The sequence below is a fragment of the Streptomyces bathyalis genome, from assembly GCF_015910445.1.
GTDB classification, from domain to species: Bacteria; Actinomycetota; Actinomycetes; order Streptomycetales; family Streptomycetaceae; genus Streptomyces; species Streptomyces bathyalis.
The window spans coordinates 1,071,512-1,097,161 of record NZ_CP048882.1 but is presented as its reverse complement, the minus strand read 5'-3'; the positions used below and the strand labels follow the sequence as shown (position 1 = coordinate 1,097,161).

At 70.8% G+C, this 25,650-nt stretch carries 20 protein-coding genes; 9 read left to right on the top strand and 11 right to left on the bottom strand.

Annotated elements, in window-relative coordinates:
* Positions 1-134 precede the first annotated feature (134 nt).
* From G4Z16_RS04855 to G4Z16_RS04810, 10 genes are all read right to left on the bottom strand, one after another.
* Positions 135-719: a peroxiredoxin gene (locus tag G4Z16_RS04855; protein WP_197349357.1), complete on the bottom strand. Its 585-nt coding sequence runs from the start codon at positions 717-719 to the stop codon at positions 135-137.
* Complete coding sequence (locus G4Z16_RS04850; protein ID WP_197349356.1) at positions 703-2,022, bottom strand: MFS transporter; 1,320 nt, start codon at positions 2,020-2,022, stop codon at positions 703-705. The genes G4Z16_RS04855 and G4Z16_RS04850 overlap by 17 nt, the downstream gene beginning before the upstream one ends.
* A gap of 37 nt (positions 2,023-2,059) precedes the next feature.
* Entirely contained in the window at positions 2,060-3,382 is a 1,323-nt protein-coding gene (locus tag G4Z16_RS04845) for an amidohydrolase family protein (protein WP_197349355.1), read from the bottom strand.
* Positions 3,379-4,308 carry a TauD/TfdA family dioxygenase gene (locus G4Z16_RS04840; RefSeq protein ID WP_197349354.1) on the bottom strand — a complete coding sequence of 310 codons (930 nt, stop codon included), beginning with the start codon at positions 4,306-4,308 and terminating at the stop codon, positions 3,379-3,381. The genes G4Z16_RS04845 and G4Z16_RS04840 overlap by 4 nt, the downstream gene beginning before the upstream one ends.
* Before the next feature lie 36 nt (positions 4,309-4,344).
* Positions 4,345-5,313, bottom strand: a complete 969-nt coding sequence (locus tag G4Z16_RS04835) for a hypothetical protein (RefSeq protein WP_197349353.1) — start codon at positions 5,311-5,313, stop codon at positions 4,345-4,347.
* Positions 5,300-7,153: a thiaminase II/PqqC family protein gene (locus G4Z16_RS04830; protein WP_197349352.1), complete on the bottom strand. Its 1,854-nt coding sequence runs from the start codon at positions 7,151-7,153 to the stop codon at positions 5,300-5,302. The genes G4Z16_RS04835 and G4Z16_RS04830 overlap by 14 nt, the downstream gene beginning before the upstream one ends.
* A gap of 423 nt (positions 7,154-7,576) precedes the next feature.
* Positions 7,577-8,923, bottom strand: coding sequence for a hypothetical protein (locus tag G4Z16_RS04825; RefSeq protein WP_197349351.1), 1,347 nt, complete (start codon positions 8,921-8,923; stop codon positions 7,577-7,579).
* Entirely contained in the window at positions 8,920-9,900 is a 981-nt protein-coding gene (locus G4Z16_RS04820; RefSeq protein WP_197349350.1) for an ornithine cyclodeaminase family protein, read from the bottom strand. The genes G4Z16_RS04825 and G4Z16_RS04820 overlap by 4 nt, the downstream gene beginning before the upstream one ends.
* Positions 9,897-11,162: an MFS transporter gene (locus G4Z16_RS04815; protein ID WP_197349349.1), complete on the bottom strand. Its 1,266-nt coding sequence runs from the start codon at positions 11,160-11,162 to the stop codon at positions 9,897-9,899. Before G4Z16_RS04815 ends, G4Z16_RS04820 begins: the two co-directional genes overlap by 4 nt.
* On the bottom strand, positions 11,159-12,169 hold the full coding sequence (locus G4Z16_RS04810; RefSeq protein ID WP_197349348.1) for an iron-containing redox enzyme family protein: 1,011 nt from the start codon (positions 12,167-12,169) through the stop codon (positions 11,159-11,161). Before G4Z16_RS04810 ends, G4Z16_RS04815 begins: the two co-directional genes overlap by 4 nt.
* A 603-nt stretch (positions 12,170-12,772) precedes the next feature.
* On the opposite strand from G4Z16_RS04810, the gene G4Z16_RS04805 reads away from it, so the two are divergent.
* The 9 genes from G4Z16_RS04805 to G4Z16_RS04765 all read left to right on the top strand — a co-directional run bounded on the left by G4Z16_RS04805 (position 12,773) and on the right by G4Z16_RS04765 (position 24,124).
* Positions 12,773-14,437 carry an ABC transporter substrate-binding protein gene (locus G4Z16_RS04805; RefSeq protein WP_246530682.1) on the top strand — a complete coding sequence of 555 codons (1,665 nt, stop codon included), beginning with the start codon at positions 12,773-12,775 and terminating at the stop codon, positions 14,435-14,437.
* On the top strand, positions 14,434-15,387 hold the full coding sequence (locus G4Z16_RS04800) for an ABC transporter permease (RefSeq protein WP_197349346.1): 954 nt from the start codon (positions 14,434-14,436) through the stop codon (positions 15,385-15,387). The genes G4Z16_RS04805 and G4Z16_RS04800 overlap by 4 nt, the downstream gene beginning before the upstream one ends.
* Positions 15,384-16,304: an ABC transporter permease gene (locus G4Z16_RS04795; protein WP_197349345.1), complete on the top strand. Its 921-nt coding sequence runs from the start codon at positions 15,384-15,386 to the stop codon at positions 16,302-16,304. Before G4Z16_RS04800 ends, G4Z16_RS04795 begins: the two co-directional genes overlap by 4 nt.
* A 68-nt stretch (positions 16,305-16,372) precedes the next feature.
* The gene (locus G4Z16_RS04790; protein WP_246531211.1) at positions 16,373-17,413 is read left to right on the top strand and encodes an ABC transporter ATP-binding protein; all 1,041 of its coding nucleotides are present in this window, start codon (positions 16,373-16,375) and stop codon (positions 17,411-17,413) included.
* Positions 17,410-18,486 (top strand): ABC transporter ATP-binding protein, encoded by a 1,077-nt coding sequence (locus tag G4Z16_RS04785; RefSeq protein ID WP_197349343.1) that lies wholly within the window; start codon positions 17,410-17,412, stop codon positions 18,484-18,486. Before G4Z16_RS04790 ends, G4Z16_RS04785 begins: the two co-directional genes overlap by 4 nt.
* A 107-nt stretch (positions 18,487-18,593) precedes the next feature.
* Positions 18,594-20,441 carry a gamma-glutamyltransferase family protein gene (locus tag G4Z16_RS04780; protein ID WP_197349342.1) on the top strand — a complete coding sequence of 616 codons (1,848 nt, stop codon included), beginning with the start codon at positions 18,594-18,596 and terminating at the stop codon, positions 20,439-20,441.
* Positions 20,442-20,506: 65 nt separating this feature from the next.
* On the top strand, positions 20,507-21,325 hold the full coding sequence (locus G4Z16_RS04775) for an inositol monophosphatase family protein (RefSeq protein ID WP_197349341.1): 819 nt from the start codon (positions 20,507-20,509) through the stop codon (positions 21,323-21,325).
* Positions 21,326-21,367: 42 nt separating this feature from the next.
* Positions 21,368-22,795, top strand: coding sequence for a phytoene desaturase family protein (locus G4Z16_RS04770; protein ID WP_197349340.1), 1,428 nt, complete (start codon positions 21,368-21,370; stop codon positions 22,793-22,795).
* 192 nt (positions 22,796-22,987) lie between these two features.
* Positions 22,988-24,124, top strand: a complete 1,137-nt coding sequence (locus G4Z16_RS04765) for a glycerate kinase (protein WP_197349339.1) — start codon at positions 22,988-22,990, stop codon at positions 24,122-24,124.
* Positions 24,125-24,211: 87 nt separating this feature from the next.
* On the opposite strand, the gene G4Z16_RS04760 is transcribed toward G4Z16_RS04765, so the two are convergent.
* Positions 24,212-25,312, bottom strand: coding sequence for a fatty acid desaturase family protein (locus G4Z16_RS04760; protein ID WP_197349338.1), 1,101 nt, complete (start codon positions 25,310-25,312; stop codon positions 24,212-24,214).
* Between the last annotated feature and the right edge of the window lie 338 nt (positions 25,313-25,650).

Below are 25,650 nucleotides of genomic sequence, written 5' to 3'. Positions count from 1 at the left end.
ATTCCCCCTTGTAGCTACGTACTATGCTGCATCGTCAGTAAATCTTCAGAAGAAGTGACTCCGCCGTGAAACACCTATGGTGTGAGTGTCGTCACGGCCGCCCGGTGCGAAGTGTTTTCGCAGCTGAGGCAGTGTCAGGCGGTCCGTGCGCGCAGCCATGAGAGGACGGCTTCCGCATCCCCGTCCGACGGGAAGACGGGGTAGCGCACGCTGTTGACGAACCCGTCCTTGAGCACGAGCGTGTGCCTGCGCAGCAGCGTCAGTCCCGCCGCTGTGAAGGTTGGCAGCCCCAGGGCCTCGGTCAGTTCCAGCCGGCCGTCGCTCAGGAGCTCGTAGGGAAGTTCAAGACGCCGGGCGGCCTCCAGCTGTTCATCCGTGCTCTGAGTGCTCACCCCGTAGACCACGGCACCCAGAGCGCCGAACGCCTCACGCAGCCCGGCATAGGAGACGCACTGCGGCGTGCAGCCCCGCGCGCCCGGTGTGGCGTTCCATGCGGCCTCACCGCCGGGTGGTGCTTCGCCCGGACGCCCGGTCCGCGGGTAGCAGAACAGGACGGTCCAGCGGCCCCGCGACTCAGCGTGCGGGTCACGCAGTACGCCCCCTGTGGAGGGCAGTTGCAGCGCCGGAACCCTTCGTCCCGGCAGATGGTCACAGGCGCCGTCGTCGGTCGGGACCGGCAGTCCGCCGGGCAGGACCGCAGGGTCATGTGGCACGCTCATCGGCACGTTCTCCTGGTATGCGCCCGGTGTTCCGTTCCTGATCGCCCGTCGGGCCGTGGCCGCGGGCGGGCAGCTCTGACCCCACATTACGGCGAGCGACCAGACCGCGGTACGCGAGAGCTCCGCTCACCAGGCTCAGCAGGGCGGCCAGGGCGAAACTCCAGCGCGCGTCACCCCCCGACCTGTCGGCGATCGCTCCGAAGAGCACCGCGCCCAGCGGATTGGCGACGAAGGCGGCCGTGCGGGCGTTCGCGGTCACACGTCCCAGGAACTCTGCGGGCACGAGTTTCTGACGCAGCGCCCGGATGTGGATCGACGCGAAGATGGAGAGGCCGCCGTGCAGCAGGTTCGCGATCAGCAGCAGAACGGGATGCACGGACAGTGCGAAGCCGAGCAGGGTTCCGCCGACGCCGATCACGGACCAGCCTATGAGCGCGCCCGGTCTGGCGGTCTCCTGGGTGAACCGGCCGGCGAGCCAGGCGGCGAGCACGCCCCCGACCCCCGCCGCGGCAAGGACGACCCCCGCCCATGTCGGCGACGCACCCAGCCCGACGGTCGTCTGGAAGACGATCAGTGTCTCGGCGGCGATCACGAAGTTGACCGCGGCCTGCACCAGGATCAGCCGGGAGATGAGCGGGTGCGCGCGCAGATAGCCCATGCCCTCCTTCATCTCCCGCCACAGCGAGCCCGTTCCGCTGCGGCGGGCCGGTGCGGACGGGGACGCGGCAGCATCCGACGTCCCTACCACGGCCGCGTCAGCTCTGCGCCGCCCCCCGAGGTGGCGAAGCGGCAGCAGCGTGCCGATCGACGCCGCGAACGTCGCCGCGTTGAGCCACACCGCGCGGTCGACACCGATCAGCGCCACCAGTGCGCCGGTCACGGCAGGCCCCAGCAACAGGCCAAGCTGGCTGCTCAGTTCGAGCCGGGAGTTGCCCGTGACCAGTTCATCGGTGCGCAAGGTCGACTGCACGGCCTTGGCCAGCGACGTCTCGAACAGCACGCCCAGCGCCGCAGCGAGACAGGCCAGCGTGAACAGCAGGACCGCACCGTGCGCGGCGTGCACGGTGAGCGGCATGGCGGCGAACAGCACCGTCCGGCCGGCGTCACAGCCGATGAGCACCTTCCGGCTGTCCCAGCGGTCCGCCAGTGGGCCGGCCAGCAGCCCGACCAGCAGGTAGGCGACGGTCCGCGGAGTCGCGGCGAGTGCCGCCTCATCGGACTGTCCGTGATCTGGAGCATCAGCAGCGGTACGGCGAGAATCGCCGCTCCGTCGCCCACGACGGACACGGTCTGCCCTGCCCACAGCAGCCTGAATCCGCCTGAATTGACGGTGCCGGTGCTCAGCGGCATGGCGTTCGTTCCTCCTCGTGCCGGATGAGCGCCTCAGCGGCTGCCGGGACGAGCCGGGCAGCCGTGCCCGAGTACACGGCGCGCAACACGTCGTCCGGGAGCGCGAGCCCGTAGGCGGGCCACGGGTCCTGGCGGCCGCGGTAGTGGAACGCGTCGTCGTCCGACTCCAGGACGCGGAACTGCTCCCGGTAAGTGGCCCGGTCCTGGACGCGGTCTCCGCCGAAGACCACCCGGTCGCGCCAACGGTCCAGAAACCTCGCGGCGTGCCTCGGCTGACGGGCCAGTACGTGGTGACAGGCCCCCAACTCGACGAAGAGGCCGGGGTGCAGCCGCAGCCTCTCCTCCACGGTGTCCAGCCGTTCGCCGCTCCCGTCGATGTGAGCGGCGATCACGGTGAGCCCGGGGAACCGCTTCAGCAACCGGTCACGGCGTTCGTGTACTTCCCCGTGCCCCAGACTGCCGGGACGCCGGCGCGCCCACGGCTTGCGGAACAGCCGGACGAGAGCTTCGTTCCGGGAGTCCCACGGCTCGTACGCGGCCAGTTCGTCTCCGCAGTGAACGATCGCCGGCAGCCGGAGCGCGGCTGCGGCCTCCCAGAACGGGTCGAGGCGCGGGTCGTCGAGGAAGAGGGGGTCCTCGGGGACGGGGCCGGTACCGGGGTCGTCGACCCCGAACCCCTTGTCGTGCAGCTCGCCGATGAGCACCGCACCGTGTTCCCTCACGTCGGAGGCGAGGGACTCGGCCATGCGTTCCGCGCCGCCGCGGCGTCGGGCGCTCGACCAGTCCACCGTGGCGGCGGGCAGCAGCCGCCCCGGTGCCGCGCGGGCGAGTTCGGCACTGCCGGCCGTCGTCTCACCGCGGTCGGCGAAGGAACTGGTCACCACCGCCGCGATGTTGAGTTCCCGCATCAGCCCCAGCCGTTGCCCCGGCTGCTCCTCGTCCAGCGTCAGATGCGCATGGACGTCGACAACGGGGAAGCGGGCACATGACACCTCGGTCTGCGGCGTCCGCAGCTGAGGGGTGGGGGCGTAGTCGAAGACGGACACCTCGGGAGGAGGGGTGAAGGCCATCAGCCACGCCGCTCTCCCCTCGGGTATCCGGATCATCACTTCGCCCTCTCCCCAAGTGAGATGCTCCTTGCGCACCAGGTCGGTGATCACCGTGTGCCGCCATCCGGGGGCCTTCAGCAGCACCTGCTCCCCGCGTGGCCCGTCGACGGTCACGAGGTGGGCGTGCCGCCCGTACGGTTCCGTGCTGACGGTGCACCCCTCGGCACGGAACTCCGGGGCTCCGGAAGAAGTCCGTGCCGTCACATCGGCTCCGCGTGGGCCATCGGCCCCTGGCACATGCGCACCCTCAGAAGATGACGCCGGGGGTCGGTGAAGTGTTCACGGGCATGCATCACACGGTGGTTGTCGACGAAGACGACCTGGTCCTCCTCCAGTCGCACCACCTCGCGCAGCGACGGCTCGGTGAGCACCTCGTCCAGCAGCGTGAGCGAGCGGGCGATGTCGCCCGCGGGGTCGAGCCGGGCCAGCCGGACGCCCTGCGCCAGCAGGTCGGCCCGGTAGCGCACCATGGGTCTGCCGTCGCCTGCCTTGCTGAAGACCCGTACGGGCACGAGGCGTTGACCGTTCCACATGGGCACGTCGGTGGTCAGCAGGGTGTCGCGCGCCCGCCGGAGGGTCCCGCTGCCCCCGAGAACCTCCCAGACGCGGTGGGCGTCGACCAGGACGGAGGCACCGCCGCTCAGGGCCGGTCGCACGCACCACAGTCCGAACCAGCGCTCGGGGCTTGAGGAGAAGGCCGAGTCGGTGTGCAGGCACGCCTCGCCGTCGCTGACGGAGATGTTGTTCCGGCGCTGTGCCTCGGGGAGTTCGGGGCGGGGGCGAACGTCCCAGACGACGATGTCGTCCGTCGCCCCCACGGGGCTCGGCGTACCGATGGCCGCCGACGCCGCCACCACCAGGGCGTCACGTGCGTGCACCGCCATACCGGCGAGGCCCGGCACGGATGCCACGGCGTAGCCGTCGCGGTGCAGCGCCTCGAGAACGGCATCGAGGAACGGTACGGCGTCCGCACGGCGTAACAGCTCCTGCGCCAGGGCCCGTTGGGTCCCCGCGTCGTGGAGTTGCGCGGGCGCGGCGTGCGGTCCGCCGGGGCGGCCGGCCGCCCCGGGCAGCGGTGCGGTGAACGGGAGGACGGGCCGAACGATGGCTGTGGAGAACGGGGAAGACATGGTCACCTTCCGGAGTGCCGAGTACCTGTCGAGACGTCAGATCAGGAAGTCGCCGGGCCAGTGGTGCACCGGGTCGCGGGCGAAGCCGGTCAGGGTCCCCACCGCCCCGTGGTCGTCGCACGGCAACACCGTGTATCCGTGGTGTTCGTACGGAGGGGTCTCCAGGGAGCCGGAGAGCCGGTAGACCGCCGAGGGGTGCGCCTCGCGCAGCCAGACGTGCCCGCCGTCCGCGCCACGGTCCGGCCCCGGCTCCGTCCGCCAGCCGGCGAAGCGCGTACAGCTCCCCGGGCGGTCGTGCTCCCGCAGCAGGGCACCGGTGTGCCGCAGCCGTTCGGTGTCGGTGCCGGTCAGTACGGTGCACCCGCCGGTCGCGCCCAGCACCGTGGCGGCCGTCGCGCCGCGTACCTTCCGGGCCGTCGAAGGATGCCCCGTCAGGACGACCAGGTCCTCGGGCGAAGCCTCCCGCACGGCCTCGGCGGCGCTCTTCGTGAACGGTGCGAGCGTCCCGGCCCGCAGGCCGAACAGCGGCGCCGAGAGGGCCGTGAGGATCCGCAGGATCCTCTTCCGGTCGCTCTCGTGTCCGACGACGCTCGTGGACACCCCGCACAGCGCGAAGGGCAGAGCGCGCCTGATGACGTGCACCGTCAGGCCGTGGGCGGGAAGCAGCACCACGACCCGTCCGGTGCCGTCCCACGCGGACGGGCAGGTCGCCGTGCCGTCGCCGGATGGCCGGCTGCGCCGCGCGGCCCAGCCGAGGGTCAGGGCCAGCTCCCGGGCCAGGACCTTGGGCCACTGCGCCGGCCCGATACGGGGATCGCGCAGCTCTTCCGCGACGTCGGCCGGAACCCCCTGCCGCAGCGCGCCCGACAGCCCGCGCAGGGACCCGAGGGGACTGTGCCGCAACGGCAGCACCTGGCCCACCGCGTACACGGCGCTCACGGCAGGCCGTTCGGGCTCCCGAGTCGCGCTTCCCGCATCGAAGGCGAGCGCGTCAGCCATCGACATGCCAGCCGACGCGCTGGAGGACGGCCGCTTCACCGTGCCTGTAGTGCTGGAGGACTCCGTCCAGGAAGCTCCACGCCAGCTGCGGCACGAGCGCGGCGGCGGCGACGGAGTCCCGCGTCACCTCGTGCCTTGCGGCCAGCAGCCGGAGCAGTTCGCGGGTGTCGTCGCCATGTCCGAGACGCGTGTCCTCCTCATCGTGCCGCCGCATCGCGGAGACCAGCGGCTCCGCCTCCGGAAGCTTGCCGAAGAGGGCCTGGTAGAAGCCCTCGTGACGGGAGTGGACGGTGTTTCCGGCGGCGGACAGGGTCAGTTGGAGGAAGGCGAGCGCGAGGCAGTACGCCTGCCAGTCCCGCTGGGCCAGTTCACGGAGCGTGCCGACGAAGGTGACGGTGGTCGGAAGCGGGCGCATGCGGTCGGGCGTCAGTCCGTGATCCCGGTCGCCGCGGGCACGCTTGATGCCGCGCAGGAACATCTTGCCGTGGTTGAACTCCTCGATGAGGTGCTTGACCAGCTCCCCCCGGATCAGCGTGTCCGGGCAGGAGGCGACTGCCGCTCCGGTGTGCTGCCAGATCCCGGCCACGTAGTGGTAGTTCTCGACCATCCAGCCCTGCACGAGCGGGAGGCTGGGCTCTTCGGTGAGGCGCTGCCACAGCTCGTGCCCGTCGATCGCCGTCATCCATCCCTCGACGAGCTTCTCCAGGCCGACCTCGTCGTTCCTGCCGTCCCACCCGCGGGCGGTGTTCTCCACGAGCTCACCGGCGACGGCCGCGGGTGTCCGTGCGGACGCGTCGGCGGCCCCGGCTGCGTCGGCCGCGCGATCGGAGTAGGCGTAGGCCAGCGCCAGGACCCTGGACACGCCGGGAGCTGCGCTGCGGGGCCCGTGGGCGTACGAGGAGTAGACCTCGGCCGGCCACACGGGCAGACCGTCCACCTCGCCGCCGAGTGTGCGCTCGGGGCCCTCGAGCGCCGGGACCGACGCGGCGCCCCGCACCGTCTCCGCGGACAGTCCTGCCTCGAAGGTGTCCAGCCAGCGAACGATCATCTCCGCGACCAGCGTGACCGCGTTGAGCCAGTCGGCGAGCTCCTCCGCCGGTACGACCTTCGCGGCGCGGACGGCGTCCCGCCAGTTGTTGCCGTGACCGAGCCCCAGGTCGGTCTCCACGTGTTCGAAGATGGCGGTGACCGCCTCCTTCGGCAGCATGCCCTGCTCGGTCAGCATCGTGTGCCACCCGGTGACGGACTTCTGGTCGCCCGCCGTGTACTCCAGCAGCCCGGAGCACACCGCGGCGGCGAGGGGGCCGTAGGCCGCGACTGTGCGCATCAGATGGATCCACTCGACGGTGACCGGCGACGGCCGTGCCTGACGGACCAGCTCGCGCGGGACGCCCAGGGCGGCCAGGCCGTTCTCGAAGTACGTGTCGTGATCGGCCTCTTCGACGACGTGGTGGGCCTGAAGCCGTATCAGCTCCGACGGGCGCAGGGCGTCGGTGATACCGCTGGCCATCCGGAAGGGTGCCGCGGCCAGGTAGTGGCGTGACTCGAGGAGATACGCGCGGACCGCGCCGAGCGCCTCTCCGTCACGGATGCGCTGCCAGACGGGGTGGCCGTAGATGAATTCGAGGCAGGTCCGGTACTGGTCCTCGACTAGACGCTCGACCTCCTCGGCGGGGAGGGCGCGCTCCGCGGGGCCGAGCCCGATCGGGCGCCTGAGGGTGGGAAGCAGCCGGGCGTCGTGCGCGGCCCCCAGCGGCAGTTCGGCCGTGTCGACCAGAACGGTGTGCTCGGCCGAGGCGTCGCTGGGGCGGGAGATGAAGGGAACGGTTCGGCGAAGCCTTGTCATGTCGTTTCTCCGGCAGCCTGGTCGGGATGGACGGTCGAGCGCGGAACCGGGGCCGCCTGGGGCGGCCCCGGTCCTGATCAGGGGGCTGTCACTCCACGACAGCTGCCCGCAGAGCGGCGGCAGCGGCGTCGGCACGCTGCTCGAGCTCGGTGATCTCGTTCAGTTCCTCGACAGTGATCTCCTCAGCCATGATTTCTCCCTTGGAATTCGATGGAGTTCTGTGACCGGTGATGAGTGATTCCGTGGGAACACTCATCACCGTTCGATGCCGGCGGATCGATCTTTGCCGGGCCGGGACGAGCACGGCAAGGGCATTTCGCAGGCATGTCCGAACTCGCGTTCAACAGGGCATGACCTGCGGATTCTCAGAGAACATCCGGGTGACAGGGAAAAGAAAGGGCAGTCGGCTGAAATCGAGGAACCTCACGTCACGGCGAATTCGTATTCCTCGTAGGACGTGATCTCCAGGCGCGCCAGCCAGTCGTCGCCGCCGACGGCGAAGGCCAGCAGCGGATATTGCCACGTTCTCAGGTCGTGCAGCGTCTCCCGGAGGGCCCAGTGGGCGAACGCCTCCCCGGGGTCCCGGTGCTCGTCCGCCTGTCCGTCCGGAGACGCGCAGCTGTGTTCGTACCGTTCGAGTGCCCCGGCGAGATCCGACATCGGCATGACCCGGTGCCCGCCCAGCAGCGGCCGGAAGATCTCGTGGACATTGACCGGCGTGGAGCAACCCGCCATCGCCTGGAGCCAGTTGGACTCGAAGAAGACCTGACTGGAGCCGCTGCGAAGACCGCGGTACGCGCGCTCACGGGCGAGCACGGTGCCGCGATGCGCCGTGCAGCGGGGCAGTGCCATGCGTTGGACGCCCTCGAGGGCAAGGATCTTGGGAGCGATGATGTGCTCCGCCGAGTGCGGCAGGGGGCCGGTCAGGTCCGTGCGTTCTCCGCTGCGTAACCCCACGGTGTAGTAGGGGAGCGAGTGCCCGTCGCTCAGCGGACGGCTGCCCTGCACGGCCGCCGCGCTGTTGTAGGCGGCGACCACGCCGGGATCGCGGCGGACGAACCGGGGGAGGAGCGAGCCCCCGTCCGGCGGCAGGAGATCGCGCGCGGCGGAGATGACGGGTGAATCGCTCCCCACCAGCGCGAGCCCCCGGCGCAGGCACTCCTGGAAGTAGCCGAGGAGAGAGGAGCCGGGGCGCGGGTCGGGCATGAGATGGCGCAGTCGTTCAAGGGCGGGCTTTCGGTCCTTCTCCCGCCGGAGGGTCCGGCACACGGCCTCCTCGTGCCGGCTGATGATCTCCCGCAGCGCGGGCTCGGCGTCGTCCGTCCCTATCGCGGTGATGGCACGGTCCGGACCGGCCAGGCTCCACATGCCGTAGGTACGTGATGTCTCGCGGATGAGCCGCTGCACCGTGGTCGAGTGGTGCCGGGCCACAGCCGACAGCGGCACCGTCCGGTCCAGCGCTCCGTAGCCGGCCCGTCCCAGGTTGGGGAAGAGGAATCCGTCCGGGCAGAAGGCCGACAGGGGGCGGCAGTTCGTCCACCCCTTCTTGCTCATGATCTCCTTGCGCACGACGCGGAAGCCCGGGTCGCTCTCGCGGCCCCGCTCCACGCCCGCGTTGTCGATGTCGTCGATCGCGTACGTCCCGGCGCCCCTGGAGGCGAAGGCGAGCGCCAGCGAGACCGTCCACGGGCTCTGATAGAGGGCCAGGGGCGGATGGGCCACGGGGTCGAGCCCCGTCAGACGCAGGTCTGTGCTCCCGGTGGGCGTCACGGTGCTTCGTCCTCCTCCTGGGTGCTGTGGAACTGGAATCTGACGCCGGTCCGCTTCCGTTCGGCGAGCCGGTACGCGTGCCAGGCCAGGGCTAGGTCCTGCCACGGCAGTCCGACGGGGCAGTAGACGGTGATGTCCGCGTCGTGCTCCCGCGCCGGGACCGCACCGGTGAGGACGCCTGTGAGGGTGCCCGCTGCTTCATCGGGCGCCAGGCCCGCGCTGCCGAGCGCCCCCGAAGTCATGGCCAGGTCGATGTCGTCGACGAAGACCCGTGCGCGCTGCATCAGTTCGGGGGTGAGTTCGAGCTTGCCCGGTTCGTCGGCGCCGAGGGAGGTGATGTGGGTGCCCTCGCGGATGTCTCCGACGTCCAGCAGGGGGCGGCGCGGCCAGGTGGCGGTCACCAGAGTGTCGCTGCGCGCCGCCACCTCGGCGGCGCTCCCGGCCTGCTCGCAGTCGATTCCGGCGCGGCGCCAGACCTCGGCCGCCCTGTGCGCCCGGCCGGGTTCGACGTCGTGGACGACGATGCGCCGGATCGGGCGCAGCGCCGCCAGCCCCCGCACGGTCAGCCCGGCCTGCGTGCCCGCACCGATGACGCCCAGCGTCAGGGGAGTGGAGCCGGGGGCGAGCCGTTGTGTCCCCAAAGCAGCCGACAGCCCCGTCCGCCACGCGGTGACGAACGAGGAGTCGAGCAGGCTCAGCAGGCGCCCGTCCCGCAGGTCGTGCAGGCAGATGACGCCGCGGATCGCGGGGTTCGAACCGGGGAACTTGGCGTTGACCTTCACCGTGTAGGCGGGAACTCCCGGCAGGAGTCCCGCGATCAGCACCATGGCGTTGCCCGGCGCCGGCAGCTCCTGGCGGACGCGTTGCGGCGCCGGTTCAGGCGCCGGCCCGTGGACGAATCCGGCCTCGAGGCCGCGCAGGCAGTCACCGGCCGGCAGCAGGTCCTCCAGCTCACGCGCGCCCAGCAGCATGGTCATGCGGCCTCTCCTCTGCGTCGTTCGTACGCCCCTTGACCCACGACCCCCGCCCCCGTCAGCACCGCCGCGGTCCCCGCGATCAGCAGTGCCGTGTCCACCTCGACGAACCTGTCCAGCACGGCGGCGGACACCAGACTCCCCACGAACGAACCGCAGTACGCGACGGAACGGCACGATCCGGCCACGCGCCCGAGCAGCTCCGCGGGAACGACGGTCTGACGCAGCGAGCGCCAGTACACGGTGTAGACGAGCATCCCGGAGACGAGAGTCGTCTGGGCGGCGACGACGCCGGCGAGCGAGGTGAGCAGTCCGGCACTCGCGACGGACACGCCCTGCAGCACGACGGAGAAGCCCATCACCGTGAGAAACGCGCGGGATGGCGCCTTCCACGAGAGCAGCACCGCGACCCCGAGGGACACCGCCCCGGCGACGGCGAACACGACGCCGACGGTGCCGGACCCGGCTCCGAGGTCCGAACGCAGGCGGTACACGAGCATCGGCTCGTAGGCACCGAAGACGAGGTTGATCAGCGTGCTCGTAAGGATTCCGGTACGGATCCTGCGCTCTGAGAGGAGATACCTCAGACCCGTCGCGAGATCACGCAGGTGTCCCGCACGGTCCGCGGCCGCCGCCGGGCCAGCGGGCGCCGGCGGGGCGGGTTGTTTCATCCGCGCCAGCAACGCGAACGCCGTGACGAAGGTGAGGCTGTTGACCAGGATCGTCGCCTGGGGGGCGAAGTGGGCGACGGCGAAACCCGCGGCGGCGGGCCCCCCGACCACGCACACGGTCCGCGACGCCTCCGTCATGGCGTTCGCGCGGGAGAGCAGCCCCGGGTTCACGAACTGGGGGAGCGCGCTGTCGAAACAGGCGGCGGAGACGGCAGCCGCGCCGCCCACGAGCAGGGCGACGGCGGCGAGTCCGGCAACGCTCACGTACGTCCATGAGAACGCGGCGACCGCGCACAGCAGGACGAGCGCGGAGACGAGGTAGCAGCGCCGCAGCGCCGTGATCCGGTCGTTCCGGTCTGCGAGGACGCCGCCCAGGAAGCCCATGACGACCTGCGGAAGGAGCGAACAGGCGAATACGAGGCTCATCGAACCTGCGGTCCCGCCGACCTCGTAGACGATCAGCGGGACGGCCAGAGCGTAGAACTCGTCGCCCGCGACGTTCACCGTGTACGCGGTCCACAGGCGGGCGAACGGCCGGGTGAGGCCGGGTCTTCGCCCGGGAGCCGGGGGCAGGGCGACGTCGTGTGCGGTCACAGGCTGAAGTAGTCCACCTTCAGGCGCGGGATGTAGTTGGAGACGTCCGAGTAGTACTGGACGATGCTGTCGTTGTACTGGTCGAACGAGTGCTTGAGGTCGTGCAGGTTGTTCACCGCCCGGTGAGCCTGCTGGACCGGCACCGACTCCCGGCCCTCCAAGGCCTCTTCGAGCAGCCCGGTGTGATTCGCCTTCACATCCTCCTCCACATGGGAGAGCAGCGGGGCGAGGCAGTCCTCCGGGAACCCGTACTGCACCGCGAGACGCTGAAGCGTCCGGGCCCCGTCCAGGGTGTCGGTGCCGCGCGCTTCGAAGAGCTTGGTGCACGCGAGGTAGCCGAGCGTGTCCTCACGCGCGATCTCACAGAGGTTGTTGATCCAGGACCATGTCCCGATGAGGGGATGCGCGTTCTCCACCTGCTCCTGCGGCAGCCCCATGCGTACCAGGCTGTCCCGGGCCATCCAGGCGTGGTCGTACTCCTCGGCCAGGTACTCCGAGAGCAGCCGCTTCCAAGCGGGATCGGTGCAGTGGGCGATGGCCGTCGAGATGTGCCGGCTCGCGGAGTTGATGTAGTGGTACGTCTCCAGGATCAGTCCCAGGAACACTTCCTTGCGGAAGTCCTGGTTCTCCAGACCGGACCACAGGCGGTGGTAACCGATCTGCTCCGTCCACATCGCGGTGGACTTGTCGATCTGCTTGAGGAACGCATCGACCGGAATGTTCTCGAGCTCGTTCTCCTCGGTGCGCAGCAGCCCCTGTTCTGCGAAGCTGCCGACGATACCGACTGCATCCGGAACGCTGACCCCGGTGATTTCCGAGATTTCGCTGACCGTGTGGCGCCCGTCCAGATAGCGCTTGAAATTGAGAAAGTCCTTGAGTTGCGCACCGTGCTGCTCGAGCTCGAAGTGCTGGTCACCGACGATCATGAGGACACTGCCCCGGTTGGGCACGAAGAACGTACAGTGCCGAAGCCGAGGCCGCTGCTCCGGGCCGGATGAAGGTGCCATGACTGTCCCTCCTGGTGGACTGGGAACGACGTGGGGCGCACGGCGGTGCACCCCACGTCGTCAGCGTTACGCCCTGATCGGTCAGCCGCAGAGAACGGCGCCGGCGACCTTGCTCATGGCGGGCTTCTCAACGGGCTTGATGGTGATGGACATAATGAATCACCTTTCCCTTTCAATCATTTGAGGAAAGCCGTCGACGTAATTCGTCGGCGACACGCTGATACTGCCACGTGCCGGCACGTAGAACGCATGAGGAAAAGCAGATGTGATCCACATCACCGGGAATTGATGTTGTCATTCTTTCAATTCCCTGTCTGCCGCCCCCGGTGAACGTGTCGTGAACCGCGGAAACGCCGCGGAAATCGAGCTGACAGGGAATTGAAAGATGTCCGGGTCCCGTGTTCAGGACCGGACCGAAGGCTCCTGAGTCCTTCCCCGGGGGAGTGGCTGCCGCCCGGCCGGCTCAGCCGCCCGCTGCCCGGATGTGGCTGAGCCGAGGCCTGGCCAAGGTGACTGCATACGGCATACAGTCGCCCGGATCCTGTCGGTCCGCTTGTGAGGTGGGCAGCCATGCGGCTTCGCGTATCAACACCCTCGCGCGCCGTGACCCTGACCGCCGCCCTGGCACTCACCGTGACGGGCTGCGCTTCCCTGACGACTTCCGCGACCGAGGTCGGCGGCGTGCGGATGGGCGACGACAGACCCGTGCGGGACGGCGGCACCCTCACCGTCGCGTTCAAGTCCGACCCGGACAAGCTCGATCCGAGCCTGGGCAGCACGCTCGTCGGCCGTAGCGTCTTCGCCGCGATGTGCCAGAAGCTCTACGACACGGACGCGAAGAACCGCATCAAGCCCCAACTGGCCGCCGGAATGCCGAAGGTGAGCGACGGCGGCCGGAAGGTCGTCATCGAGGTCCGCCGCGGCGCCCGCTTCAGCGACGGTACGCGGATGGACGCCGAGGCCGTCGAGACGTCGCTGAAGCGGCACCGGGATCTGCCGGAGTCGGCCCGCTCCAGCGAACTCGAGCCCGTCGAGAGCATCGAGGCGGTCGGTGACGACAAGGTCGAACTGCGTCTGAAGGAGCCCTACGAGCCGCTGCTCGGCGCGCTCGCCGACCGCTCCGGCATGGTGATGTCTCCGCGTGCCCTGAAGAAGTACGGCAAGGACTTCGCCACGCACCCCTCCTGCGTCGGGCCCTTCCGCTTCAAGCAGCGCGTGACGGGTGACCGGATCGTGCTGGAGAAGGACCCCAACTACTACGCCGCGTCCCGTGTGCATCTGAACAGGGTCGTCTACCGCACGATCATCGACGGCAACGTGCGGCTGGCCAACCTCCGTTCCGGCGATTCGCAGATCAGCGACCAGACCGCCCCGCTGGAGGTGCAGAGCGCGCTGACCGACGACAAGCTGCAGCTCTTCAACTCCCCGACGCTCGGCTACCAGGGTCTGACCGTCAACATCGGCAACACCCGTGGCCTGGGCAAGAAGCCGGGCAAGAAGAACAGCTCGCTGGCCCGCGACAAGCGCATACGCCAGGCGTTCGAGCTCTCGCTCGACCGCAGCCTCATCAACAAGATCGTCTTCCAGGGCATGTACGACACCGCCTGCGGCCCGGTCGCCCCCTCCAGCGAACTGGGCACGAAGACGAAGTGCCCGGGCCGGGACCTCGGAAAGGCACGCCGGCTCCTGCGCGAGACGGGTGCGAAGGGACGGGTCCCCGTCGAACTGACCATCTCCAACACCGTGGAGGACATGCGGCTCGGGCAGGTCGTCCAGGCGATGGCCAAGGACGCCGGGTTCCAGGTGAAGCTGCGCCCCACGGAGTTCACCACGCTCCTCGAACACGCCGACAAGGGCGACTTCGAGGCCGTGTCGGTCGGCTGGTCCGGCCGGCTCGACCCGGCGGGCAACATCGACGCGTTCGCCGCCACCCTCGGCTCGGAGAACCGCTCCGGCCTCTCCGACAAGCGCATCGACTCCCTCATCGAGGACGGACGCCGCACCGCGGACCCCGACGAACGCCGCGACATCTACCGCGACGTCACCCGGGCCATCAACGACCAGCACGCGCTGATCTATCTCTACCGGCAGCGCAACTACGTCGTGGCCACCAAGGACGTAGGGGGCCTGCGCGTCTACGGCGACGGCCTGATACGCGTCGAGAACGCCGGATACGTGCGCGGCAGCTCGGGGTCTGCGCTGGGGCTCCCCCCGGTTGAGCAAGGGGGAGAAGTCCGAGGGGACAGTACGGAGGCGAGGAGCCGATGACCCGGTATGTGCTGCGCCGGCTGGGCCAGTCGGGACTGACGCTGGTCCTGGTCAGCATCGTCGTCTTCCTCGGGGTGCGAGCCATGCCGGGCGACACGGCACGCGCACTCGCCGGCGAGGAGACCAACCCGGAGGCACTGGAGGCGATCCGCCGCCAGTACGGACTCGACCAGAACATCGCCGTGCAGTACGCGCGTTACGTCGAGAACGCCGTGACCGGCGACCTCGGCACCTCCGCGCGCACCGGCCTTCCCGTCGTCGACGGCATCTTCGACGCCTTGCCCGTCACCCTCGAACTCGCCCTGCTCTCCCTGCTCCTGGCCGTCGTCGTCGGCATCGGCGCCGGAGTGGTCGCCGCCGTGAGGCGCGGCAGGCCCGCCGAGTGGCTGGCCAACACCGTTGCCCTGCTGGGGCTTTCGGTTCCGAACTTCTGGCTCGGCATCGTCCTCATCCTGGGATTCGCCATCGCCGTACCGGTGTTCGCGGCGTCGGGCTTCGTGCCCTTCGGCACCGATCCGCTGGAGAACCTGCGGCGCATGGTGCTGCCCGTCATAGTCCTCGGCAGCGGCCTGGCGGCCATCGTGATGCGGCAGACGAGAGCGGCGATGCTGGAGTCGCTGTCGGCCGACTACGTGCGCACCGCCCGCGCCAAGGGCCTCGCACCGCACCAGGTCGTCGGCGGGCACGCGCTGCGCAACTCGCTGGTCACCGTCGTCACAGTGCTGGGCCTCCAGCTGGGCCACCTGATCTCCGGCGCGGTCGTCACGGAGCAGATCTTCGTCCTGCCGGGCTTCGGCAAGCTGATGATCGACGCCGTGTTCACCCGCGACTACGCGATGGTGCAGGGCGTCGTGCTCTTCACCGCCACCGGCTACATCCTCGTCAACCTCGCCGTCGACCTCCTCTACTCCGTCATCGACCCGCGCATCAGGCTGGGAGGTGCACAGTGAGCACGGTCACCGAAGCCGCGGAAGGCGCCGGGCCGGACGGGACGCGCGCCGGGGCCCCCGAACCCCCGGCCGCACCGGCACGGCCGAAGCGTGCGCTACGTCAACTGGGCCGCAACAAGCTCGCGTTCACCGGTGGGGTCATCGCGGCGGTCTTCGTGCTCGTCGCGCTCGCCGCGCCGCTCATAGCCCCTTACGACCCGGCACGTGCCGACTTCGGCTCCGCCCTGGCCGCACCGGGTCCGGACCACTGGCTCGGCACCGACGACCTCGGCCGCGACCAGCTCTCCCGCGTGATCCACGGCGCCCGCGCCTCCATGCAGGTGGGAGTGCTGGCGGTGGCGCTGGCGTTCGTCGTGGGCGTGCCGTTCGGCCTGATCGCCGGGTACTACGGGCGGTTCGCCGACTCCCTCGTCTCCCGCCTCACCGACACGCTGCTCGCCTTCCCCTTCCTGGTGCTGGCCGTCGGGCTCGCCGCCGTGCTGGGCCCGTCGCTGCTGAACGCGACGATCGCCATCGGCATCTCACTCGTACCGCAGGTCATACGCGTGATGCGCGCCGAGACCCTGCGGCTGAAGCACCTCGACTACATAGGGGCGACCATCGCCGGCGGCGGCGGTGACGGCACGGTGCTGGCCCGGCACATCCTTCCCAACGCCGCCTCGGCGCTGCTCGTACAGGCCACGGTCGGCGTACCCACCGCGATCATCGGCGAGGCGCTGCTCAGCTTCCTCGGCCTCGGCGTGCAGCCGCCGGACCCCTCGCTCGGCGTGATGCTCTCCAGCGCACAGCCCTACATCGCGGCGGCGCCCTGGATGGCCGTCTTCCCGGGACTGGCCATCGTCGCCGCGACGCTGGCCTTCAACCTCTTCGGTGACGGGCTGCGCGACGTGCTCGACCCAAGGGGGGTGACCCGGTGAACGAGCCGAACCCCGCGGCCTCGGCCGGTGCCACAGCCGGTGACTCCGCTGCCGGCCGCAAGGACCCCGTGCTGCGCGTCAGCGACCTCGCCGTCACCTTCCGCGGCGAGGAGGGCGACGTACACGCCGTCGACGGCGTCGGATTCGACGTCGAGCCGGGCGAAGTGCTCGCCGTGGTGGGCGAGTCGGGCTGCGGCAAGTCCGTCACGTCGCTGGCCGTGATGGGCCTGCTGCCCGGAACGGCGCGCGTGAGCGGCTCCGTGACGCTCCGCGGACGCGAACTGGTGGGCGCCGAGGAGAAGTTGCTGCGCGGTGTGCGCGGCACCGAGCTGTCCATGATCTTCCAGGAGCCGATGACGTCCCTCAACCCGGTGCTGAGCGTGGGACGCCAGATCGGCGAGGTCCTCCGGCGCCACAAGGGCATGGACAGGCGGCAGGCGAAGCGGCGCGCCGTCGAACTGCTGGAGCTGGTGGGCATTCCCGCGCCGGAGCGGCGCGTACACGAGTATCCGCACCAGCTCTCCGGCGGCATGCGCCAGCGCGTGATGATCGCCATCGCCGTGGCCTGTGATCCCGCGGTGCTCATCGCGGACGAACCCACGACGGCACTGGACGTGACGGTGCAGGCAGGCATCCTCGACGTGCTGACCTCGCTGCGGGAGCGGCTGGGCACCGCCGTCGTGCTGATCACCCACGACCTCGGTGTCGTCGCGCACACCGCCGACCGCGTGCTGGTGATGTACGCAGGGCGTGCCGTCGAACACGCCCGCGTCGACGACCTGTTCGCGCAGCCCCGCCACCCCTACACCCGCGGTCTGCTCGGCGCCGTGCCACGTCCCGGTGCGACGGCCGCCGCCCCCGCGGGTGAGCGGGCGCGGCTGCGCGAGATCCCCGGCATCGTCCCCGGACTCTCCGTCCAGCCGGACGAGTGCACCTTCGCGCCGCGCTGCCCACGCGCCGATGAGGTGTGCACCGCGTCGCGGCCCGTGCTCACCAGGCCCGCGGAGACGGACGGCGACCACGTCGGGCGCGGGCACACCGTGGCCTGCCGGCACCCGCTGACCGGAACCGGCGAACTCGCCGGCCACGCAGGGGAGGGAGCACCGTGAACAAGCCCGCAGAAGGGACCACCGGCGCGGCGGTGGACGCATCCGCCCTCGAAGTGGACGGCCTGGTACGGCACTTCACCGCACCCCGTGGACGCGGCACGGTTCGTGCCGTCGACGGGGTGTCCCTGACCGTGGGACGCGGCGAAGTCGTGGGCCTCGTCGGTGAGTCCGGCTCCGGCAAGTCGACTGTCGGACGATGCATCGTGCGGCTCGACACCCCCACCGCCGGCACGGTCCGCATCGGCGGCACCGACATCACGCGGCTCTCACCCCGCAAACTGCGCCCCCTGCGCAAGGACTTCAACATCGTCTACCAGGACCCCTCCGCGTCGCTGGACCCGCGGATGCGCGTCTCCCGCATCGTCGGCGAACCGCTCACGCTGCACCGGATGGCGAGCGGTTCCGAGCTGCGGGAGCGTGTGGAGAAGCTGCTGGGCCAGGTCGGGCTGCCGCCCGGGACGGCCGAACGCCGCCCGCACGAGCTGTCCGGCGGGCAGCGTCAGCGCGTCTCCATCGCCCGTGCGCTCGCCGTGGACCCGATGCTGCTCGTCGCGGACGAGCCGACGTCGGCCCTCGACGTCTCCGTGCAGGCATCCGTGCTCAACCTGCTGGCGGACCTTCAGCGCGACCGCGGCTTCGGCTGCCTGTTCATCACGCACGACCTGGCCGCCGTGGAGTTCCTGGCCGACCGCATCGCCGTCATGTACCTCGGCGAGATCATCGAAGTGGCCCCGGCCGCCGACCTGTTCGCCGCGCCGAAGCACCCGTACACGCAGGCACTGCTCTCCGCCGTGCCCGTGCCCGACCCGCCCGTTCAGCGCGCACGGCAGCGGATCGTGCTGCAGGGCGATCTGACCGGCCCCGTCTTCCCCAAGGCCGCGGGCACGGCACAGACTGTGGACCACTGCCGCTTCCACACCCGCTGTCCCCTCGCGGTCGAACGGTGCCGTACGCAGGCGCCCGAGCACCGCACACTGCCCGGAGCGAACGGCGGGCGCATGGTCGCCTGTCACCTCGTGGCGGACGACGGAACCGCGCCGGACGCGGCAGCGACGGCACACTCCGGCACCTGAACAAGCCGGCGGATCACCGCAAGCACAAGGGGAACCCGACGGCAGAAGAACCCGACAGCACACCAGCCCACAAAGCACAGCCCACGAAGCAGGGAGCCGCACCACCCGTGTTCACGACCCGCCCCACCCTCCAAGGCACCTTCGGCATGGCCTCCTCCACCCACTGGCTCGCCTCGCAGACCGCGATGGCCGTGCTGGAGGACGGCGGCAACGCCTACGACGCCGCCGTCGCCGCGGGCTTCGTGCTGCAGGTCGTCGAACCGCACCTGAACGGCCCCGCCGGCGAGGTGCCCATCCTCATCGCCCCCGCAGACGGCCCCGTAAAGGTGCTGTGCGGGCAGGGCGTAGCACCGCGCGGCGCGACCGTGGAGCACTACACGTCCCTCGGCCTCGAACTCGTCCCCGGCACCGGCCCCCTGGCCGCCGCCGTGCCGGGCGCCTTCGACGCGTGGATGACGCTGCTGCGCGACCACGGCACTCAGTCCCTGGAGCGGATCCTCGGCTACGCCATCGGCTACGCCGAGCGCGGCCACCCCGCGGTCGAACGCGTCGGCGAGACGGTGGAGACCGTACGGGAACTCTTCGAGACGGAATGGCCCACCTCCGCGGCCCTGTACCTCGCGGACGGCCGAGCGCCCGCCCCCGGCTCGCTGCTGAAGAATCCGGCGCTGGCCGCGACCTGGCAGCGGCTGCTGTCCGAGGCCGCCGCTGCCGGACCGGGGCGCGAACAGGTCATCGAAGCCGCGCGCCGAACATGGCGTGAGGGCTTCGTCGCCGACGCCCTCCTCGCGGCCTCCGCCCGGCCCACCATGGACACCTCGGGGGAGCGCCACACCGGCACCCTCACCGGCGACGACCTCGCGAGCTGGGAGGCCACGTACGAGGACCCCGTCACCTACGACTGGAACGGCTGGACGGTCTGCAAGGCGGGCCCCTGGTCCCAAGGCCCCGCCCTGCTCCAGCAGCTCGCGCTCCTGCCGGACGAAGTGACCGCCGCGGACGTGCAGTTCGACGACGCGCCGACCGGATCCGCCTCGGGGGACGGGGCGTTCGTCCATCGCCTCATCGAGGGCACCAAGCTCGCCATGGCAGACCGCGAGGCGTGGTACGGGGACGCCGACGGCCCCTCCGCCGTTCCCGTCGAGGCGCTGCTCTCCGACGGGTACAACTCCGCGCGGCGCGCCCTCATCGGCGACAGCGCCTCCCGCGAACTGCGCCCCGGCAGCCCCGACGGCCGCGAGCCCCGCCTGTCCGCGCACGCGACCGCTGTCGCAAGCGGCCAGGCCGGGTTCGACCCCCTGGCCGTCTCGGCCGGAGCCGGAGAGCCCACCGTCGCCCGCGACGGGGTCACCCGCGGCGACACCTGCCACATCGACGTCGTGGACCGCTGGGGCAACATGATCAGCGCCACCCCCAGCGGCGGCTGGCTCCACTCCAACCCGGTCGTCCCCGAACTCGGCTTCCCGCTCGGCACCCGGCTCCAGATGACCTGGCTGGAGCCCGGCCTGCCCAACTCCCTGACGCCGGGCCGCCGCCCCCGCACCACGCTCACGCCGTCGCTGGCGCTGCGAGACGGCCGGCCCGTGCTCGCGTTCGGTACGCCCGGCGGCGACCAGCAGGACCAGTGGCAGCTCCACTTCTTCCTCGCCGCAGCGCTGCGCCCGCACGTACGCGGCGGGCTCGACCTTCAGGGCGCGATCGACGCCCCCAACTGGCACACCGAGAGCTTCCCCGGCTCCTTCTATCCGCGAGCGATGCGGCCCGGCAACGTCACCATCGAGGCCCGGGCGCCGCAGGCGGTGACCGACGGGCTGCGCCGGCGCGGTCACGACGTCGAGATCGGCCCGGCCTGGTCGGAGGGCCGGCTGTGCGCCGTCGCGCGTGACCCGGAGACCGGGGTGCTCAGCGCCGGCGCCAACCCGCGCGGCATGCAGGGCTACGCGGTGGGGCGTTGACGTCGGCAGGAACCCCGGAGGCAGGGGGAGGGCGCACCGCGGGCACCCCGTGCTTTGATGGGCGCATGATCGACGATGAGCTGGTGACAGCAGTCGAGGGCGCTGTGCGCAGGGCTGTCGCGGAGGAGGTGACGCCGCGTTGGCGTCAGCTCGCCGATGACGAAGTGGTGCAGAAGAGCGGCCCCCACGACCTCGTGACCGTCGCCGATCAGCGCGCGGAGGAGCAGCTGTCCAGGGAGCTGGTGGCCCTGCTGCCCGGCTCCGTCGTCGTCGGGGAGGAGGCGGTGCACGCCAAGCCCGCCACGTACGAAGCCCTGCACGGCGACGCACCCGTGTGGATCGTGGACCCGATCGACGGCACACGGCAGTTCGTACGCGGCCACGAGGGCTTCTGCACACTGGTCGCCCTCGCCCGCTACGGCGAGCTCCTCGCCTCCTGGACCTACGCACCCGTCCCGGACGAGATGGCGATCGCCCGGCACCGCGGCGGCGCGCTGCTCAACGGAGACGTGCTGTGCGCCGGGTCCCCCGAGGAGGACAAGGTCCTCGAAGTGGCCACCTCCCACCCGGACTTCACCACCGACGAGCAGAAGCGGTCGCTGCTCGGGCTGCGTACCGAGGGTGTGGCACCCCGCCCCTGCGGGTCCGCCGGGCTGGAGTATCTGTCGGTGGCGCGCGGCCGCGTCGACGCCGTCGCCTTCAGCTGGGAGGCCGCGTGGGACCACGCGGCTGGGCTGCTCCTGGTGGCGGAGGCGGGCGGCGAGAGCCGCACCGTCGCGGGGGAGCCGTTCCGTCTCGCCGGAGGCAACGCGCTGCCGTTCACCGCGGCGCGGGACGCCGGTACGGCCCGGCGTATGGTGGGGCTGCTGCGCGCCGGACGCTGACCGGTGCGGCGCGCGACCTCATAGGCGAGGGGAGAGCCGACAGTGCCATCGATCCGTGACGCGGTCGTCGTCGGAGCAGGCCCCAACGGGCTGACCGCGGCGGTCGAACTGGCCCGACGCGGCTTCTCCGTCGAACTCTTCGAGGCGAAGGAGACCGTGGGCGGCGGAGCCCGCACGGAGGAACTCACGCTGTCGGGATTCCGGCACGACCCGTGCTCCGCGGTGCATCCCACGGCGGCGGTTTCCCCCGCGTTCAACAGCATGCCGCTGGAGAAGTACGGGCTGGAGTGGCTGCACCCCGAACTGTGCATGGCCAACCCCTTCCCTGACGGCACGGCAGCCGTCCTCTCCCGCTCCGTCAGCGAGACGGCCGTCTCGCTCGGTCCGCGTGACGCCGGTACCTACCGGCGCATGGTCGAGCCGTTCCTCGCCAAGTGGGAGACCCTCGCTGCCGACTTCCTCGGCATGGGTTCGTGGTTCAACGGCCGCTTCCCCTACAACCCGCTGCTGCTCGCCCGGTTCGGGCTGACGGCGCTGCAGCCGGTGAACCTGCTCAACCTCCGCTTCCGCGACGAGAAGGCGCGCGCACTCATGGCCGGCCTCGGCGGTCACGTCATCGCCCCGCTGTCCACCCCCGCCATGAGCGGAGCGGCCCTGACCTTCGCCTTGGCCGCGCACAGGGCCGGCTGGCCGCTGCCGCGCGGCGGCTCACAGGCCATCTCGGACGCTCTCGCCGCGTATCTACGCGCGCAGGGCGGGCAGATCCACACCGGCACGGAGGTGAAGCGCCTCGACGAACTGCCCCCGGCCCGCGCCTACATCTTCGACACCTCGCCCCGTGCGCTCGCCCGCATCGCGGGGCTCGGCAACGCCTACGACGGCTTCCGCTACGGAGCCGGCGTCTTCAAGATCGACTATGCGCTGGACGGGCCCGTGCCGTGGACGTCCGAGGCGGCCCGCCGCGCGGGCACCGTCCACGTCGGCCCGACGGCGGGCGCGATCGGCACCGCCCTCAAGGCCGCCGTCTCGGGTCACGCGCCGGAGCGGCCCTTCCTGATCACCGCACAGCCGAGCCTGGTCGACAAGTCCCGAGCGCCGAAGGGCAAGCACGTCTTCTGGGCGTACGGGCACGTCCCGAACGGCTGGGAGGGCGACGCCACCGAGGCCGTCGAAGCCCAACTGGAGCGTTTCGCACCGGGGTTCCGCGACCTGGTGCTGGCGCGTGCCACGGCCGGACCGCCCCAACTGGCCGCCCGCAACGCCAATTACGTCGGCGGCGACTTCTGCGCGGGTGCGGCCGACGGGCTCCAGCTTCTGATCCGTCCGAAGCTGACGTCCGTCCCCTACAGCACCGCCCACCCGGCTGTCTTCCTGTGCTCCTCCTCCACGCCGCCCGGCCCGGGGGTGCACGGAATGTCCGGACATCATGCGGCTCGGGCGGTCTGGCGGGAGCTGCGGCGGCGCTCCTGAGGCTCCGGCGGGCCGCCGAGCCCCGGCGGATCTCCCCGCCCGGACCTTCGGGCCGGGCCTTCCGGGACCTTCGGCACGGGAAGCCCGGAAGGGCAGTCGTTGCATAGCCCATGGTGGCAGGGGGCCCGTGACGGATAAGGTCGCACCGGCGCGACTGCCTGTTCGAACGTAAACAGACCCAGGGGCAGAACCATGACGACGACGGCGCGCGTACTGATCGCCGCGGACAAGTTCAAGGGCTCGCTGACGGCCGTCGAGGTCGCCGAGCGGATCACAGCAGGGATCAGGCGGGCGCGGCCCGGCGCGAGCGTGGAATCGCTCCCCGTGGCCGACGGCGGCGACGGGACGGTGGCGGCAGCGGTCGCCGGCGGCTTCGAGCGCCACGAGGTGGAGGTCACCGGACCGCTCGGCGCCCCCGTCACCGCGGCCTTCGCGCTGCGCGACGGAACGGCCGTGGTCGAGATGGCCGAGGCCTCCGGGCTGGAACTGATGCCGCCAGGCGTCTTCGCACCGCTGACCGCCACGACGCGCGGCACCGGCGAACTGCTTCTCGCCGCCGTCGAGGCGGGCGCCCGCACCATCGTCCTCGGCGTGGGCGGCTCCGCGACGACGGACGGCGGCGCCGGCATGCTCGAAGCGCTCGGTGCCCGGTTCCTCGACGAGGACGGCGACCCTGTGCCGCACGGCGGCGGACCGCTTGTGGAGATGGTCTCCGCCGATCTCTCGGGCCTCGACGAACGCCTCAAGGACATCCAGGTCGTGCTCGCCAGCGACGTCGACAACCCGCTCACCGGCCCGAAGGGCGCCGCCGCGGTCTACGGCCCGCAGAAGGGCGCGGGCGAGGAGGACGTGAAGGTCCTCGACGCGGCGCTGACGCACTTCGTGCGAGTGATGGGCGACTCGGTGGGGCCGAGAGCGGCTGAGACCGCGGAGGCACCCGGCGCGGGCGCGGCCGGCGGCATCGGCTACGGCGCGCTGGTCGGCCTGAATGCGACGTTCCGTCCCGGCATCGACGTGCTGCTGGAGGTGCTGGGCTTCGCCCGCGCCCTGCAGAACGCCGACCTGGTGATCACCGGGGAGGGCTCGCTCGACGAGCAGACCCTCCACGGCAAGGCCCCCGCGGGCGTCGCCGCCGCGGCGCGTAAGGCGGGCAAGCCCGTCCTCGCGGTGTGCGGACGGCTCGCCCTCGACAACAAGGCCCTCAAGGGCACCGGCATCGAGCGCGTCTACGCCCTCACGGACTTGGAGAAGGACACGGCCCGCTGCATCTCGCAGGCAGGCCCCCTCCTGGAACAGCTGGCGGAACGTCTCGCCGAGGACTGCCTCTGAGTGGACGGGCCCCTCGTCGCCGCCTGACCCGCTGGCCGGGTACGAGGGGGTCGGCCGCGCCGGAGGCAGCCGCTGCGGCGCCCGGTGTCACCGGGAGCGGTCCGTCCGGAGGGGCGCTCCGGCGTGGTGCAGACTCCTGAGCGCCTGCCGGTATGAGGCGATGAGCCCGGTCTCGAGGTAGTCCACACCCATCTCCGCGCAGTACTGCCGGACCATGGGTTGGGCCTTGCGGAGCTGCGGGCTCGGCATGCTGGGGAAGAGGTGGTGCTCGATCTGGTGGTTCAGTCCGCCCAGCGCGATGTCCGTGAACCATCCGCCGCACACGTTCCGCGACGTGAGCACCTGACGCCGCAGGAAATCCGGGCGTTCCTCACCCCGCATCATCGGCATTCCCTTGTGGTTGGGGGCGAAGATGGAACCGAGGTAGAGGCCGAACAGACACTGGTGGACCGCAATGAAGGTCAGGGCCAGGACCGGCGGAAGCACCAGGAACAGCGCTGTCAGATACAGCCCGAAGTGCGCGAACAGCAAGCTCCCCTCCAGGCCGCGCCGTTTCACCGCCCGGTTCCTCAGCGCTCTCACCCCTGAGACGTGCAGATTGAAGCCTTCCAGAGCGAGCAGCGGTAAGAACAGGAAGGCCTGCGTGCGCCCGATCAGCCGCGTCAGGCCCCGTGCTGACCGTGCCTGAGCCTGGTTCCACACCAACAGGTCGGGCGTGACGTCCGGGTCCAGCTCCTCATGGTTGGGATGGGCGTGGTGCCGGGTGTGCTTGTCCTGCCACCAGCCGTAGCCCATGCCGATGCCCAGGTTTCCGGCGAGCCGCCCGACGCGCTCACTCGCCCTGCGCCGCCGGAAGACCTGGCGGTGGGCCACGTCGTGTGCCACGAGTGCCACTTGCCCGAACACGAGCGCCAGATACCCGGCCACGGCCAGGCTCCACCAGCTCTCGCCGAGCAGCAGGAACACGGCCCAGCCCACGGCGTACAGCACGATCACGAGCGTGATCCGAAGCGTGTAGTAGCCGGTTCGCCGGCGCATCAGACCAGCGGCCACGATCCGTTTCGACAACTGTGCGAAGTCGCTTCCGGGTCGCGGAACGGTGCTCGTGCTGCGCGCCGGTTCGTACACCGCGCGGTCCGGGGGCCGGGGGTTCTCAGGGGGGACGGACGCAGGCGGTTGTGCGCTCATCGAACGCTCCTCGGAGGGGAAGGGCCATGAGGTCCCGTTCGCGTCCTGCGGCAGCGGACTGCCGCCGGACGCGGATGGAAGCCTCGGTCATTGGCGGCCGTTGCCGCGTCGCCGCGAGAGGTGGCGCCCACGACGGCCGTCACGGTGGTCGCGGCGAACACGTCCGCGCAGGGACGGGACCGGCCGGTGGCCTCGGCCGCGCCTTCCGCGGTCCTCCTCACCGGGCCGGAAACGTCCGTGGTGCATGCTCGCGAGCCGGAGCGCCTGTCTTTGGTGGAGCCGGCGGATGACGAGTGAGCCCAGGATGCTGATCGCCAGGACGACGCCGACGGTGACGA